The organism is Psychrosphaera aestuarii, from assembly GCF_017948405.1.
GTDB lineage: Bacteria > Pseudomonadota > Gammaproteobacteria > Enterobacterales > Alteromonadaceae > Psychrosphaera > Psychrosphaera aestuarii.
The window spans coordinates 1,995,722-2,011,554 of record NZ_CP072844.1 but is presented as its reverse complement, the minus strand read 5'-3'; the positions used below and the strand labels follow the sequence as shown (position 1 = coordinate 2,011,554).

The following is a 15,833-nucleotide window of genomic DNA, read 5'->3' as shown; positions in this document are numbered from 1 at the left end:
TTTTAGCTTTTACTGTGCGTCTAAGTAACGCTCAGCGTCTAAAGCAGCCATACAACCTGTACCAGCTGAAGTTATAGCTTGACGATAAATATGATCGCATACGTCACCAGCAGCGAAAACGCCTTCAACACTAGTTTGTGTTGCGTTGCCTTCTAAGCCACTATTGATTTTGATGTAACCATTGTTCATCTCTAGTTTACCTTCAAACATGCCAGTGTTAGGTTTATGACCGATAGCGATAAACACACCCATTACTGCAAGTTCTTCTTTTTCGCCAGACTTCGTATCTTCTAGACGGACACCTGTTACGCCCATGTCATCGCCCAATACTTCGTCTAGAGTACGATCCGTATGTAATACAATGTTACCGTTAGCTACTTTATCCATTAGACGGTTAACTAGAATTTTCTCCGCTCTAAATGTATCACGACGGTGCACTAAGTGTACTTCTGAAGCTATGTTAGATAAATATAGAGCTTCTTCTACAGCTGTATTACCACCACCAACAACAGCAACTTTTTGATTACGATAAAAGAACCCGTCGCATGTTGCACAAGCTGAAACACCGCGGCCCATAAATGCTTGTTCTGACTCTAAGCCTAAGTATTGTGCCGAGGCTCCTGTACATATAATTAATGCATCGCAGGTATAAGTTTCTGAATCACCTTTTAAAGTGTATGGTTTTTTAGAAAAATCCACTTCATTAATATGGTCAAACAGTATTTGAGTTTCAAACTTTTCTGCATGCTCTCTCATTCGTTCCATTAAAACAGGACCGGTTAAATCGTTTGCATCACCAGGCCAATTTTCTACTTCTGTGGTTGTCGTTAGTTGGCCACCTTGTTGTAAACCGGTAATTAATACTGGTTTTAAGTTTGCTCTTGCTGCATAAACCGCGGCTGTGTAGCCAGCTGGTCCTGAGCCTAGGATGATTAAGTTGTGATGCTGTACTGCGCTCATGAAGTAACTCCAAAAATAATTTATAGTATCGTAATGGGGCAAATTTTATATGACATCAAGCCTAAATGGGAATTTAAATACAAAAAATTATAAAAAGGCCCTAAACTGATGTAAATTTAATCATTCATGGTTTAGTGTTAGACAAACAACATGAATACGGAGAGAGGTATGGAACGACAAATAGTATTAGCTGTTGCTTTATTATTTGCAATAGTATTTGTCAGCCCTAATGCTTCTGGCCACATTCAATTTAATAATGAAAACGAAACGACTAATTCAGAAGTTCTTCGGAAAAAAGAAGTAAAAGAACTTGTTATAGGCGTTGAAGATGTTGCTTACTTTCCTCTTTTTGATTTTCTTAATGAACAGCCAACATTTACAACCGAGTTATTTGACGCATTTGCTGCCGAGTATGGCTATAAATTTATCTACTATCCAATGCCCGTTAAACGATTTGGTATGTGGTTATTTGAAAAAGATATTGATTTAAAGTTCCCTGATAACGCTCGTTGGAATGAAACTGAAATAGTGTCAAGGTTAGCGGAAAACAAGCTGGCCTACAGTAAGCCCGTCATTGATCTTGTAGCAGGGACAATAACGGTTGACTCAGAGTTAAGCGATCGAAGCAGTGTGAAGGTACTTGGGACGTTACTCGGTTTTTTTCCTACGCTTTGGTTAGATGACATCTCCGAGGGTAAAGTAACCTTGTATGAATCATCATCTACAATGATGTTGATTCAGCAATTAATAAGAGGGCAGTTAGACGCTATTAATTTAGAGCCCAACGTTGTCAATTATTATCTTAAAAAATTAAACCAACCGACAATATCAATTAACAAGAACTTTAAGTATGAAGTGTATGCCTATCAGTTATCTTCAATTAAGTACCCTCAAGTGATTAAAGAATTTGATGCATTTCTTGAAGCCAATAAGGAATTTGTTATCCAATTACGACAAAAGTATGAACTATTAGATCACACAGTTTATACAAAGTAAAAAGGTCAGCATTCGCTGACCTTTTTTGTGAAGTTCGTTTTCAAGGTGTATTGAAAACGATATAACCTACATGATTACTATCAATCAGTTTATAACGATAGCGCTTGAACAGCGTCCATATATTCTAGGTTTAGTTGCTCACCTAAAGCATCAACTACCGCTTTGTAAGTAACTTTACCTTTGTGTACGTTTAATCCAGCCAACAAATGCTTATCTTCTAACATAGCTTTAACAGGACCCTTGTTTGCTAATGCAAGTCCAAATGGTAATGTTGCGTTGTTTAAAGCCATTGTTGATGTACGAGCTACGCCACCAGGCATATTAGCAACACAATAATGAACCACATCATCAATAATATATGTTGGGTCTTGATGAGTCGTTGCTCTTGAAGTTTCAAAACATCCGCCTTGGTCAATTGCAACATCCACAAGAACTGAGCCCGGTTTCATATTTTTGATATGTTCTTTCGTAATTAACTTAGGAGCCGCCGCGCCAGGGATTAATACAGCGCCAACGACTAAGTCTGCTTTGGCTGTGTAATAATCTAATGCATCAACCGTAGAATATACTGTTTTTACCGTGCCACGGAAAATATCGTCTAACTGACGTAAGCGAGGTAAAGAGCGGTCTAGAATTGTTACGTCAGCTCCCATACCAACGGCCATCTTTGCAGCGTTTGTACCAACTACACCACCACCAACAACAACAACTTTAGCAGGTGCAACACCAGGTACGCCGCCTAATAAAGTGCCACTGCCACCTTGGGCTTTTTCTAAATGGTGTGCGCCAGCTTGAATTGACATACGGCCGGCTACTTCACTCATTGGGGCTAATAACGGTAAACCACCGAAGTTATCGGTAACAGTTTCATAGGCTATACAGGTAGCACCTGAGGCTACAAGTAATTCAGTCTGTAGAGGATCTGGGGCTAAATGTAAGTAGGTGTATAAAGTTTGACCTTCGCGTAACATTTTACATTCGTTTGGTTGAGGCTCTTTTACCTTAACGATCATATCTGCGGTAGCAAATATTTCTTCTGCGGAGTCAATAATAGAAGCACCAGCAGCAACGTAGTCTTCATTATAAAAGCCGATTGATGCACCGGCATTCGTTTCGATAATTACTTTATGACCATGAGCAACAAATTCTTTTGCGGCCGCTGGAGTTAAGCCTACGCGGTACTCGTGATTTTTAATCTCTTTAGGAACACCTACAATCATCTTATTTACCTTTTATATTAGTAGATAGCTTATCTATCAAAATTTCGCGACATTATATTGTGGGATTTGCAAAATTAATAACTGTATTATTTAAAAATACAGGATATTATCCTGTTTAAAAAGGGGTTGATATGACAAGCGCACTTGATCGAATAGATAAGAAGATTTTAGTAGAACTACAAAAGAACGGTAGGATTTCAAATATAGAGTTAAGCAAGATCATTGGACTGAGTCCAACGCCTTGTTTAGAACGAGTGAGACGCTTAGAGCGCTCAGGGGTTATAGAAGGTTACCAAGCGATATTAAATGCAGAAGCAGTCGGTGCAACACTGCTGGTTTTTGTTGAAATCACACTAGAAAAAACAGCTCAAGATGTATTTAGCGACTTTTCGAAAGCGGTAAAGTCCTTAGATGAGATCTTAGAATGCCATTTAGTCTCCGGTAGTTTTGACTATTTATTGAAGACCCGAGTAAAAAATATGTCTTCGTACAGAAAGTTGTTAGGAGACACTTTACTAAAATTGCCAAGCGTAAGTGCATCAAGAACTTATGTGGTAATGGAAGAGGTAAAGGCAAATAGACCCGTTCCAATATACATTTAGCCAAGAAAAATAACACGTTAATAGCGAAAAACGCGATGAAAAAAGGTTATTTCTTTGGTAGATTAGACGAGCTCTGTCCGATAACACTTTTCAATAATAACAAAGAGCCTGGAGATGTAAATTTTGACTGATCAACAACCGTCTTTTTTAAATGGATTTCAGCGCCTTTTAGAGGTTGGTCTCATTATAATGGGGGCGATCTCCATTTACATTTTAATTACTCTTTTCTCATACGATCCCGCAGACCCTAGCTGGACAAAAACGGGTAATTACGAATTTATCAAAAATGCTGGTGGAGCGTTTGGTGCATGGTTGTCAGATATTCTCTTATTTACCTTCGGGTGGTTAGCGTTTTTTATACCGGTCATACTATCAGTAATTGGCTGGTTGTTTTTCCGAAAGTTTCACGATCTTGTCGAAGTTGATTACTTAGCCTTAGGATTAAGACTCATTGGTTTTGTGTTATTCATCGTTGGTTTCTCAGCTATTTGCAGTATGAACTTTGATGATGTCTATTATTATTCATCAGGCGGTATAATTGGCGATGTTATTTCCTATTTACTGTCTCCGTTATTAGGTTTTACTGGCTCAACCTTATTGTTTTTGGTAGCCGTTATGATTGGTTTTACCTTAATGACAGGAATATCTTGGCTGCAAGTTGTTGATACGTTAGGAAAGTACACATGGCTTGGTGGAATACAATTGTATTTGGTCGGCCGTTCTATATTAGGCCTTGACGCAGAATCAACAAAAAAACACGTAGCGACTTCTAATCCAATTGATATATCAGAGCCTGAACTTCTGGAAAGTAATCAGTCTCCCGTTGATAACGACAAACAAAGAGACGACTCAATACTTGCTAACTTCTTTTCAAGCGTAGATGACAAGTCGGACAGTGCCAATGATGTAGATTTAAAAGATCACAACCAGACGCAATCAACAGAATCAATGCCGAAACAAAATACCGCAGTGGATAAAGAAACCACTAAAGAGTCGGTTCCAGAATCTACGTTATCCAGTAGTTCAAGCAATATTCCGAACATGCTCAAGAAAGTATTCGATAAGCCCAAAAGAACGGTAGAGGAATCGAAAACATCTAAACGAGATTTATCTTTAGATGACGACATGCCTTTTGAGTATGGTGACGAGCCTGTTCACTCAAATGAATATCAAGATGATGATATTGAAGGTATTGATACGCCAATGAGTTACAGTTCGATTGATGATGACTTATCAGATGACGATATACTTGGCGCGTTAGAAGGATTGCAAACATCTGCTGATGGGGCAGGGCGCGATACAAATGCAGACGCGAAGGCAACACATATTGTTGTTCCAGAGTTAAAGCAAGAAAAACCGCCGATTACGTTACCGTCATTAGAACTTTTAGATCGCCCAGATAAAGTAGAAAACCCAGTATCACCGGAAGAACTTGAGGCAGTATCTAGACTCGTAGAGTCGAAGCTTCTTGATTTTAATATTCAAGCTGAAGTTGTCGGTGTTTACCCGGGACCAGTTATCACTCGCTTTGAGCTGGACTTAGCGCCTGGCATAAAAGTTAGTAAAATTTCTGGTCTATCAAAAGACTTAGCACGCTCACTCTCAGCAATGAGTGTACGGGTGGTTGAAGTAATACCGGGCAAGTCATATATAGGTTTGGAGATCCCAAATAAACATCGTCAGATTGTTCGATTATCTGAAGTAATGAGCAGTGATGTGTTTGACAAAGCGGCTTCCCCGCTAACTATGGTGTTAGGCAAAGATATTGGTGGCAAAGCAGTTGTTGTAGATTTGGCTAAAATGCCGCACCTGTTAGTTGCGGGTACGACAGGTTCCGGTAAGTCGGTTGGCGTCAATACAATGATTTTAAGTTTGTTGTATAAATCAACGCCAGAAGAAGTTCGTTTAATCATGATAGATCCAAAGATGTTGGAACTTTCTGTCTACGAGGGAATCCCACATTTATTATCTGAAGTGGTCACCGACATGAAGGAAGCGGCGAATGCATTACGATGGTGTGTTGGCGAAATGGAAAGACGTTATAAATTGATGTCATCATTAGGGGTAAGGAACCTTAAGGGTTACAACGCAAAAATTGAACAAGCAAGAGCCGAAGGCAAGCCAATTAGAGATCCTTTGTGGCGTAGTACCGACAACATGCTAGAGATGCCACCAGAGTTGGATAGACTACCGGCTATTGTTGTAGTCATTGATGAGTTTGCTGACATGATGATGATTGTTGGCAAAAAGGTAGAAGAGCTAATAGCACGAATTGCCCAAAAAGCTCGTGCTGCTGGTATTCATCTTGTACTAGCGACACAGCGGCCTTCGGTTGATGTAATAACGGGCTTAATAAAAGCAAATATTCCAACAAGAATGGCGTTTCAAGTATCGTCGAAAATTGACTCAAGAACGATTCTAGACCAACAAGGCGCGGAAAACTTATTGGGTATGGGTGATATGCTTTATTTACCGCCAGGTTCTGGCGTTCCAACTCGTGTGCATGGTGCATTTGTGGATGATCACGAGGTTCATGCAGTGGTAAATGATTGGAAATCAAAAGCAAAACCTAATTATATTAAAGAGATACTTGAAGGCGAAATGACCGAAGAGAATATGCTTCCGGGAGAGGCTGCTGAAATGGCTGACGGAGAAGAAGCGGATCCAGTATTCGATGAAGCGGTAGCATTTGTCACAGAGACAAGAAAGGTATCTATTTCAAGTATTCAGCGAAAATTAAGAATTGGTTATAACCGCTCTGCGAGAATTGTAGAGCAAATGGAAGCGATGGGCATTGTTAGCCGAGCGGCCAATAATGGTACTCGAGAAGTGTTAGCACCACCGCCAGTGAGAGGTGAAGACCAACAGGATTTTATAAATGATTAAACATTATGCTTTATCGATAATGATTGCATTATCGAGCTACAATAGTTTTGCGATTAACATTGCAAATGATACAACACAGAGTACCGAAGCTAAGCAGCAGTCCGCCTCTGCGTCGTCAGATGCTTCAACAGAATTGCAACAGAGGCTAAATTTCTTTGATGGCTATAAATCGAACTTTGTTCAAGTTGTACGCGATATTGACGGCAATATCATCCATGAGGCGAATGGTAGATTGGTTTTTAAACAACCCGGTAAATTTATTTGGGAAGTAACAGCGCCTGAAGAAGAATTACTGATTTCTAACGGCACTTATGTTTGGTGGTTTAATCCTTTTGTAGAGCAGGTAAGTATTTTTGATGTCAAACAAGCCGTAACACAAACTCCATTTGCGCTTCTTGTCTCTAAAGATTTATCAATTTGGAATACGTTTAATATAGTAAAACAGGGCACTGATTACATTGTTACTCCTAAAGATGAATCACAAGCGCAAGTGGTAAAGTTAAAGTTAGTTTTAGACCAACAACAGTTACAAAAAATAATTATTACTAGTCGTAGTCAACAAGTGAGCGAATATACGCTTAGTGAGCAGAGTAAATTTGAGCCTAACAAAGATATGTTTGAGTTTGAGATACCTTCAGGTGTTGATATAGACGACCAGCGACAATCTCTTCCGACGATAGATGGCAATGTGTCATATTGATACGTGATGCAAAAATGCGAGGCAGGAGCATAAGGTGAGTGAGCAAAATTCACTAGGGTTTGAACTGGAACAAAGTGCTATTACTGGCAATAGTCACAGCCCTTTGGCGTCTCGTCTTCGTCCTAAACAACTCTCTGAGTATGTTGGTCAACAACATTTAGTATCGGAAGGCAAAGCGCTTTGGCGAATGATAGAAGCTGGACATTGCCATTCAATGATTCTTTGGGGACCGCCAGGAACCGGTAAAACGACGTTGGCAGAGATAATTGCAGCTAGCGCAAACGCCGATGTAGAAAAGTTATCAGCGATCAGTGCTGGCGTTAAAGATATTAGAACAACAATAGAGCGTGCTGAGCATAGACGTCAACAAAGTGGCAAAAAAACCGTACTTTTTGTTGATGAAGTGCATCGATTTAATAAAAGTCAGCAAGACGCGTTTTTACCATATATAGAAGATGGAACGGTTACCTTTATCGGGGCGACGACCGAAAACCCTTCATTTGAGCTGAACAATGCGATTCTTTCTCGAGCAAGAGTATACGTGTTAAAGCAGATCGAACCATCTGATTTAGAGCAGCTCATCGACCGAGCACTAAATGATAAAGTACTAGGGCTTGGTCAATTTAATCTTCACATCACACCGGAGAATAGAAAGTTACTCATTAACTTGTGTAGTGGTGATGGACGTCGACTATTAAATTTTTTGGAAATATCAGCAGATCTTGTTGAAGAAGATGGCGTTATTACAGCAGAAATAATTGAGCAAGCAACCGGCAATCAAATGGCGACTTTTGATAAAGGGGGCGACCACTTTTATGACTTAATAAGTGCGTTCCATAAATCAGTAAGAGGCTCAAGCCCAGATGGTGCCTTGTATTGGTATGCACGAATTTTAGCTGGTGGCGGAGATCCGCTTTACGTCGCCCGTCGACTTTTAGCGATCGCTTCCGAAGACATAGGCAATGCCGACCCAAGAGCCTTACAGATTGGACTCAATGCGTGGGATGTATATCATAGAGTAGGCCCAGCGGAAGGTGAACGAGCGATAGCGCAAGCTGCTATTTTTATGGCAACAGCCGCTAAAAGTAATGCCACTTATGTCGCCTTTAAAGCGGCAAAAGTATTGGCAAAAGAAACCGGCGATTTAGCCGTTCCAAATCATTTAGTAAACGCGCCAACGGATCTAATGAAAAATATGGGTAAAGGCTCTGATTATCGATATGCGCATGATGAACCTAATGCCTATGCAGCCGGAGAAACGTATCTTCCGAACGAGTTAATGGACGTCGAATTATACAAACCCACCTCACGAGGGTTAGAACAAAAGATTGCTGAAAAATTAGCTTACTTGAAGTCCCTTGATAATGTGTCATTAAATCGCAGGGAGCAAGATTAGTCTTATGCATAATGTTTTATTTGTAGCCTTAGGAGGCGCCATAGGCGCTTCATTGAGATATGGCATAAACGGTTTAGTAATGAGTTGGATGGGGAAGGGGTTCCCTTATGGCACTTTGACTGTAAATGTTATCGGATCATTTTTTCTTGGACTCTTATTTAGCCTAATAGAACATGGTATAGTTTCTGATATTGCTTGGCGCTCTTTTTTAAGTATTGGTTTGTTTGGAGCGTTTACAACATTCTCAACTTTTTCGTTAGACTCATTATTGCTGTTACAGCAAGGGTTCTGGCAAAAAGCACTATTAAATATAGTGCTTAATGTATTTATATGTATTGCTGCAGCCTACTTAGGCATGCAGTTAGTGTCATCAAAATAACCAAATTTAAATATTAGAAATTTATATAGGTAAAATTAAAAGATGTTAGATCCTAAGTTTCTCAGAAATGACATTCAAGAAACCGCAACTCGTTTAGCTACTCGTGGTTTTGAACTTGATGTTGCACGTTTAGAAGCACTAGAAAGCCGTCGTAAAGATCTTCAAACGGCAACACAAGAATTGCAAAATGAGCGAAATGCAAAATCTAAAAATATTGGTCAAGCAAAAGCTCGTGGTGAAGATATCCAACCACTATTAGATAGTGTTGCCGACTTAGGCGATAAACTTGATGCGGCGAAGTCAGAATTACAAAGTCTGTTAAATGAAATTGATGCGATTGCGTTAACGGTACCAAACTTACCGTCAGAGGATGTACCAAATGGTAAGTCTGAAGATGAGAATGTAGAGGTTCTTAAGTGGGGTGAGCCAAAGGCCTTTGACTTTGAACCAAAAGATCACGTTGATTTAGGCGAGTCGTTGGGTAACGGTTTAGACTTTGCAATGGGTACAAAATTAAGTGGTGCCCGATTTACAGTAATGCGTGGCAAAATTGCACGGTTGAATCGCGCATTGTCTCAATTCATGTTAGATCAGCATACTGAGCAACATGGTTACATAGAAGCTTATGTTCCTTATTTAGTGAATAATGAGAGTCTTCAAGGCACAGGTCAATTACCAAAGTTTGCCGATGATTTATTTCATACTCAGCCATTAACCGGCCAGTCTGATAATTTGGACGAGCAAGATGCACGTAAATTATCATTAATACCTACAGCAGAAGTACCGTTAACAAACTTCGCGAGAGATGTAATCTATGATGAGTCTGAATTACCAGTTAAATTAACAGCTCATACACCATGTTTCCGTTCTGAAGCCGGCTCGTATGGCCGTGATACTCGCGGTTTAATTCGTCAGCACCAGTTTGATAAGGTAGAGTTGGTTCAAATTGTAAAACCTGAAGATTCGGCGCAAGCATTAGAAGAGTTAACCGGACACGCTGAAACAATTCTACAGAAGTTAGAATTACCGTATCGTAAGGTTGTACTTTGTACGGGCGATATGGGCTTTGGCGCCACTAAGACTTACGATTTGGAAGTATGGTTACCGGCACAAAATACTTATCGTGAAATTTCATCTTGCAGCAGCATGGGCGACTTCCAAGCAAGACGTATGCAAGCACGTTATCGCGCTAAAGGTGCTAAAAAACCAGAGCTTGTTCATACATTGAACGGTTCAGGTTTAGCGGTTGGTCGTACTTTAGTAGCTATCTTAGAGAACTACCAAAATGAAGATGGTAGTATTACAGTTCCTGCGGCATTAGTGCCGTACATGGCTGGTATTACTAAGATTGGCTAGTCAATTAGGATTAAATCCGTATTTTTGATAAAGAGTATTAGGCGTGGATAATTTATCCGCGCTTTTTTATTGGAGGTAGGCTGTGTTTGATTTACAGACTGTTTGGTTATTGATGTTTGTAGGTGGTATTTTTGCTTTGTTTTGGCAGAGCCGTAAAGTGGCAGAGCGCGCTCGTTTAGCGGGTTCTCAGTATTGTAAAACGCATCATTTACAATTGTTATCGATTGCTATGGCCGATTGGAATATATCATTTTCCAAAGGCTTGAAAGTCGTGATGACTTTTGATCTTAATTACAGTGCGGATGGATTAACGTCAAAAAAGGGCGAGATTAAAATTGTTAATGGTAAGGTAGAACAGATTAGCCACTGGTCTTAGTATGCCAATCATAGTCATTAGCTCAATTTAGAATTAAAAACACAATTCATGCTTTTTTATATACTCAATAATTGAACTAGGAAGTAGGTCATTTAGTTCAGGGGATGCACTAAAATCATTTAGTTTTGTACTAAAGCTTTTTCTAATTTCTGTTGAAGATATATCGACATTGTCGGTTTCGACAAGATGTATACGTTTGCCTAGCTGTCCTTGAAGTTCTGGCGCTAATGAAGCCGTTTCAATTTGGTAGCCTGGTCGTGTCATTACGATAAGGTGTACTTTCTTTAAAATTTCTTGCCACTTAAACCAGCTAGTAAAATTCAATAATGAATCAAGCCCGACTAAAAAAGCTAACTCTTCGTGTACGTATTTATCAATAAAGTAGTCTATTGTAGTCAACGAATAAGAAGCTTCTGAACGATTTAATTCGTAATCACTCACTCCAGTAGAAAACGCAAAACTAAATTCTCGTACTGCTAATTTAGTCATCTCTAGTCGATGAAAAGCAGACAAAGCCGGTTTATCTTTGTGCGGTGGAATATGACAAGGGATATAAATTAGCTCTTTGATATCAAAAAATTTAGAAAGACTTGCAACAGGTTTCAAATGGCCAAAATGTATTGGATTGAATGTGCCGCCATATAAAACAACGAGAGGTTTGTTATTCATTTAAAGCTACTTAGGCTATGTTTATTTCAAAAGGCAAAGGAAAAGTTGCTAACTCTTGGTAACCGCTTACAAGTAAGCAAATATGGGCAAACAGCGTGTACGGACAGTCTACAGTGTGAAACTTCAATGCTTGGTCTAACTCTGATAATTGTTTCATAGCTTGCTTAAGAAGTTCTGGGTTTATTGACTGCGCAACTCGTGTATATAAAGCCTGCTTGTTTTTCCAAACACGATGACTGTCAAAAATAGCAGACGTACTTTCGTTAAATTTAAGCGCATTTTGCAGTAATAAAATTAAGCTAATATCTTTGTTTAATGACCATAAAATGATATTCGGCTCAAACTCCTCAAGTTTTAATCGGCCTAAAATTGATAGACATCGATCCGGCTTGTTTTCCCATAATGCATCGGTCAGTTGAAAAACGGTATACCTTGATTGATCCGCGACTTGCCCCTGTATCAGTTCTAGCGTTAAAGTCGGCGAGTTTGGGTGTGATAATTTAAGTTTATCGAGCTCTTGTGCACAGGCTAATAAGTTTCCTGAAGTAAAGCTAATAAGAAATGCTTGCGCATCAGGCGTTAAATTGAGGTTTCTATTTAGTAATTGCTGTTTAAGCCAGCGCTGCAAGTGGGGTCCATCAATTTCATAAATAGGTATAAACACGCCATTTTGAGATACTGCTTTAAACCACGCTGATTTAGTTTGTGCCGCTTCCAGTTTACCGCCAAAAATGACCAGAACTGTGTCACTAGTTAGTGTAGACGCAATTTGCTTTAACGTGTCTGAGCCGACTTTACCTATTTTATTTGATGACAACTCTAACTCGATCAATTTTGTTGATGAGAACAGCGACATTGCTTGGCAATGTTGTTGTAGATCTTCCCAGTCAAATTGTTCATCGTCCGAGAGCCGAATGAATTCATCAATACCTTGCTGTTTGGCTTTAGATTTAATTAAGTCACGTGCTTCGTTAACCTGAAAAGGCTCATCTCCAAAAATTAGATAGCAATTCGCTAAGCCTTTGTTTAATTCAGCTGGAAGTTGGTTGGCATAAATCTTCAAAAGTAGGCCTATTTGATCATTATTAGTTGAGCCATTAGTCGATCGCTCGCGATGACTCTTAGCTCTGACAATATCAGTGCACGCTCTCTTTCTTTAGCTAACGCGTTATTTGGATCATCTTGAAATTCTCGACTTAATTCAACACTAAAAGACTTTGGCTGTTGATTTGGAAGGGTAACTTGATAATTGGCTATGTATATTAGTTCGTATTCCGCAACTTGACCGTTGGGGAAAAGAGACAACGTACGACGCTGAAATGATTCTGGAAGAATCTTTAGCTCTGCTTTAGTTTTATCAAAGTTTTGCAAAATGGTGACTTGGTTTTGTGTCAGGCGTTTTATTACCTGCGTACGCAATGGACTAAAGCGTTTTTCCGAGCTTACATAAATCGACTTTAATGAGTCTGGTAAATAGTACTGACCTTTTAATTTAAAGCCACAAGATGCTACTAGAGTGATTAAAAGTACGGTAACAAAAAGCTTGAGTTTCATATTAGTCCAGTTAATAAAGAGGCTTGGTGTTGCTGTTTATGCAGCAGATTCCACCAAGCCATTGTTATGTTACTAAAAGTAAATATTTTGACTAGTTAGCCACAATATTAAGTAACTTACCTTTTACAAAAATAACCTTACGAATTGTTTTACCATCGGTAAACTTTTTCACGTTTTCTTCTTCAAGACCTAGCGCCTTTATAAATGCTTCATCAGCGTCGGCGGCAACAGTCAGTTTCGAGCGGACTTTACCGTTAACTTGAACAACAATTAACTTCTCGTCTTCTACCATTGCACTTTTATCCGCAACAGGCCATTTGGCTTGATCAATGTTTTCAACATTGCCTAACTGTGACCATAACTCGTGACAAACATGCGGAGTGATTGGCGCTAGCATAGTAACCACAGCCGTTACAGCTTCGTACATTACCGCTTTATCAACATCAGAAGTTAAAGGGGCTTTGTTTAGCTTATTAGTCAATTCCATAATAGCGGCAATGGCCGTATTAAATGTGTTTCTGCGATCTAGATCATCCGTTACTTTAGCGATTGTTTTATGAAGCTCACGACGTAACGATTTTTGTTCTGAGTTCAAGTTGCTAATGTCGTACTCTTTAACCAACCCAGCCTCGATAACATCTTGAGATAACTTCCAAACACGTTTGATAAAGCGGTGTGCGCCGTCAACACCCGAATCAGACCATTCAAGAGTTTGTTCTGGCGGTGCAGTAAACATCATAAATAAACGAACGGTATCGGCACCTAAGGTTTGAATTACTGATTCAGGATCAATACCGTTATTTTTTGATTTTGACATTTTTGACATGCCAGATGAAATAACCGGCTGACCATCTTCTTTGTGCCAGGCTTTCGAAACTCTGCCTTTGTCATCGCGTTCAACTTCAATATCTGTTGGTGAGAACCAAACTTTACCGCCATTAGTATCTTCACGGTAATAAGTTTCAGCTAGCACCATACCTTGACATAATAATCGTTTGAAAGGCTCATCAGATTCAATTAAACCAACATCTCGCATTAATTTGTGGAAAAAGCGAGCGTACAATAAATGTAAAATAGCGTGCTCAATACCACCGATATATTGGTCAACAGGCAACCAATAGTTTGCTTGCGTAGGGTCTAGCATTTTATCATCAGACTGTGGAGAGCAGTATCGAGCGTAATACCATGATGACTCCATAAAGGTATCAAAGGTATCTGTTTCTCGAAGAGCTGGCATGCCATTTACCGTGGTTTTTGCCCACTCAGGGTCTGCTTTAATTGGTGATGCAGCACCATCCATAACAACATCTTCTGGTAACACAACCGGAAGATCTTGCTCTGGAATCGGAACAGAGGTGCCGTCTTCCAACGTGGCCATTGGAATAGGTGCACCCCAATAACGTTGACGAGATACACCCCAGTCACGCAATCGATAATTAATTGTCTTTTTACCTGCTGATTTAGACTCTAATAAAGCAACAATTTTTTCAAATGCAGCTTCAAACTCTAATCCATCAAATTCACCAGAATTGACCAATAAACCACGCTCTGTATAAGCTGATTCATTTAGTGCAGCGGTTTGCTCTGCATCGACAGGCTTGATAACTTGTTTGATTGGAAGATTATACTTGGTTGCGAACTCCCAATCTCTTTGGTCATGGCCTGGCACAGACATTACTGCACCAGTACCGTAGTTCATTAATACAAAGTTCGCTGCCCATACTGGCACCACTTCACCCGTAAGAGGATGGATTGCGCGTATACCAGTATCTACACCAAGTTTTTCCATTGTTGCCATGTCTGCTTCTGCAACCGACTGGCTTTTACATGCCTCAATAAACGTGGCCAGCTCAGGGTTAGATGAAGCAGCAGCTAGTGCCATCGGATGTTGTGCTGCAACAGCAAGATAAGTGACACCGTACAATGTGTCCGGACGAGTAGTGTACACCTCTATTTTCTGTTCACTATCAACAACGTTAAAGGTCACTTCTGCACCTTCTGAGCGGCCAATCCAGTTTTTCTGCATTGCTTTAACTTGCTCAGGCCAGCCCTCAAGAGCATCTAAGTCATTAATTAACTCTTCAGCGTAGTCGGTGATTTTAATAAACCACTGCGGGATTTCTTTTTGCTCTACAAGTGCACCTGAACGCCATCCGCGACCATCAATCACTTGCTCATTTGCTAATACAGTTTGATCAACCGGATCCCAATTAACGGTTGCTGTTTTTTTGTAAACTAAGCCTTTTTCATAAAGCTTTGTAAAAAACCACTGTTCCCAACGATAATATTCTGGTGTGCAGGTCGCAACCTCACGATCCCAGTCATAACCAAAACCCAGGCTAGTAAGCTGGTTTTTCATATACTCAATGTTTTCGTAGGTCCATTTAGCTGGTGCTGTTTTATGGTTAATCGCGGCATTTTCGGCAGGAAGACCAAACGCATCCCAACCCATCGGCTGCATTACATTTTTACCTTGGAGTCGCTGAAAACGTGAGATTACATCGCCGATAGTGTAATTTCGAACGTGACCCATGTGCAATCGACCACTTGGGTAAGGCAACATAGAAAGGCAGTAAAACTTTTCTTTTTCACTATCTTCGGTCACTTTGAAGGTTTGGTTGTCTTGCCAATGTTGTTGAACTTTTTGTTCAATATCGCGATGGTTATATTCAGCTTGCATGGACTGCTCTCAGTATTAGATAAGTGCTACAAATCCAGAAATGGACAAGTAAAACGAGT

The 15,833-nt window shown here is 39.9% G+C and carries 13 protein-coding genes and 2 pseudogenes; 9 read left to right on the top strand and 6 right to left on the bottom strand.

The genetic code is table 11. The features are described 5' to 3' along the window. Positions 1 to 9: 9 nt before the first annotated feature. Positions 10 to 960, bottom strand: a complete 951-nt coding sequence (gene trxB, locus J9318_RS09125; RefSeq protein ID WP_210559631.1) for a thioredoxin-disulfide reductase — start codon at positions 958 to 960, stop codon at positions 10 to 12. 168 nt (positions 961 to 1,128) lie between these two features. Between trxB and J9318_RS09120 the strand changes: the two genes are divergently transcribed. Then, positions 1,129 to 1,956 (top strand): hypothetical protein, encoded by an 828-nt coding sequence (locus J9318_RS09120; RefSeq protein WP_210559630.1) that lies wholly within the window; start codon positions 1,129 to 1,131, stop codon positions 1,954 to 1,956. Positions 1,957 to 2,045: 89 nt separating this feature from the next. Here J9318_RS09120 and ald read toward each other — a convergent pair whose 3' ends face one another. After that, the gene (gene ald / locus J9318_RS09115; RefSeq protein ID WP_210559629.1) at positions 2,046 to 3,176 is read right to left on the bottom strand and encodes an alanine dehydrogenase; all 1,131 of its coding nucleotides are present in this window, start codon (positions 3,174 to 3,176) and stop codon (positions 2,046 to 2,048) included. 131 nt (positions 3,177 to 3,307) lie between these two features. On the opposite strand from ald, the gene lrp reads away from it, so the two are divergent. The 8 genes and pseudogenes from lrp (at position 3,308) to J9318_RS09080 (ending at position 10,871) form a co-directional block, all read left to right on the top strand. Next, entirely contained in the window at positions 3,308 to 3,778 is a 471-nt protein-coding gene (gene lrp / locus J9318_RS09110; RefSeq protein ID WP_210559628.1) for a leucine-responsive transcriptional regulator Lrp, read from the top strand. A gap of 189 nt (positions 3,779 to 3,967) precedes the next feature. Next, positions 3,968 to 4,393 (top strand): annotated as a pseudogene (locus J9318_RS14160) (DNA translocase FtsK 4TM domain-containing protein); the annotation flags it as partial. A 747-nt stretch (positions 4,394 to 5,140) separates the two neighbouring features. Further along, positions 5,141 to 6,664: pseudogene (locus J9318_RS14155) on the top strand (DNA translocase FtsK); the annotation flags it as partial. Next, on the top strand, positions 6,657 to 7,364 hold the full coding sequence (gene lolA, locus J9318_RS09100) for an outer membrane lipoprotein periplasmic chaperone LolA (RefSeq protein WP_210559627.1): 708 nt from the start codon (positions 6,657 to 6,659) through the stop codon (positions 7,362 to 7,364). The pseudogene J9318_RS14155 and the gene lolA, both read left to right, overlap by 8 nt. A gap of 64 nt (positions 7,365 to 7,428) precedes the next feature. Continuing rightward, complete coding sequence (locus J9318_RS09095) at positions 7,429 to 8,760, top strand: replication-associated recombination protein A (protein WP_210562420.1); 1,332 nt, start codon at positions 7,429 to 7,431, stop codon at positions 8,758 to 8,760. Between the two features lie 4 nt (positions 8,761 to 8,764). Then, positions 8,765 to 9,139 carry a fluoride efflux transporter CrcB gene (crcB, locus tag J9318_RS09090; protein WP_210559626.1) on the top strand — a complete coding sequence of 125 codons (375 nt, stop codon included), beginning with the start codon at positions 8,765 to 8,767 and terminating at the stop codon, positions 9,137 to 9,139. Between the two features lie 42 nt (positions 9,140 to 9,181). After that, the gene (gene serS / locus J9318_RS09085) at positions 9,182 to 10,495 is read left to right on the top strand and encodes a serine--tRNA ligase (RefSeq protein WP_210559625.1); all 1,314 of its coding nucleotides are present in this window, start codon (positions 9,182 to 9,184) and stop codon (positions 10,493 to 10,495) included. Positions 10,496 to 10,577: 82 nt separating this feature from the next. Then, positions 10,578 to 10,871: a DUF3301 domain-containing protein gene (locus J9318_RS09080; protein ID WP_210559624.1), complete on the top strand. Its 294-nt coding sequence runs from the start codon at positions 10,578 to 10,580 to the stop codon at positions 10,869 to 10,871. 33 nt (positions 10,872 to 10,904) lie between these two features. On the opposite strand, the gene nadD is transcribed toward J9318_RS09080, so the two are convergent. From nadD to leuS, 4 genes are all read right to left on the bottom strand, one after another. Then, a complete protein-coding gene (gene nadD / locus J9318_RS09075) occupies positions 10,905 to 11,540 on the bottom strand; it encodes a nicotinate (nicotinamide) nucleotide adenylyltransferase (protein WP_210559623.1) in 636 nt (211 codons plus the stop codon). A 10-nt stretch (positions 11,541 to 11,550) separates the two neighbouring features. Continuing rightward, positions 11,551 to 12,603 (bottom strand): DNA polymerase III subunit delta, encoded by a 1,053-nt coding sequence (gene holA, locus J9318_RS09070; RefSeq protein ID WP_210559622.1) that lies wholly within the window; start codon positions 12,601 to 12,603, stop codon positions 11,551 to 11,553. Positions 12,604 to 12,611: 8 nt separating this feature from the next. Further along, positions 12,612 to 13,094, bottom strand: coding sequence for an LPS-assembly lipoprotein LptE (locus J9318_RS09065; protein ID WP_210559621.1), 483 nt, complete (start codon positions 13,092 to 13,094; stop codon positions 12,612 to 12,614). Positions 13,095 to 13,185: 91 nt separating this feature from the next. Then, on the bottom strand, positions 13,186 to 15,774 hold the full coding sequence (gene leuS / locus J9318_RS09060) for a leucine--tRNA ligase (RefSeq protein WP_210559620.1): 2,589 nt from the start codon (positions 15,772 to 15,774) through the stop codon (positions 13,186 to 13,188). Positions 15,775 to 15,833: the final 59 nt, after the last annotated feature.

Bases quoted from the DNA above. Each gene is read 5' to 3' on its own strand.
- J9318_RS09065 (WP_210559621.1), bottom strand. From the start codon at position 13,094: ATGAAACTCAAGCTTTTTGTTACCGTACTTTTAATCACTCTAGTAGCA.
- trxB (WP_210559631.1), bottom strand. From the start codon at position 960: ATGAGCGCAGTACAGCATCACAACTTAATCATCCTAGGCTCAGGACCA.
- J9318_RS09120 (WP_210559630.1), top strand. From the start codon at position 1,129: ATGGAACGACAAATAGTATTAGCTGTTGCTTTATTATTTGCAATAGTA.
- ald (WP_210559629.1), bottom strand. From the start codon at position 3,176: ATGATTGTAGGTGTTCCTAAAGAGATTAAAAATCACGAGTACCGCGTA.
- lolA (WP_210559627.1), top strand. From the start codon at position 6,657: ATGATTAAACATTATGCTTTATCGATAATGATTGCATTATCGAGCTAC.
- lrp (WP_210559628.1), top strand. From the start codon at position 3,308: ATGACAAGCGCACTTGATCGAATAGATAAGAAGATTTTAGTAGAACTA.
- leuS (WP_210559620.1), bottom strand. From the start codon at position 15,774: ATGCAAGCTGAATATAACCATCGCGATATTGAACAAAAAGTTCAACAA.
- nadD (WP_210559623.1), bottom strand. From the start codon at position 11,540: ATGAATAACAAACCTCTCGTTGTTTTATATGGCGGCACATTCAATCCA.
- crcB (WP_210559626.1), top strand. From the start codon at position 8,765: ATGCATAATGTTTTATTTGTAGCCTTAGGAGGCGCCATAGGCGCTTCA.
- serS (WP_210559625.1), top strand. From the start codon at position 9,182: ATGTTAGATCCTAAGTTTCTCAGAAATGACATTCAAGAAACCGCAACT.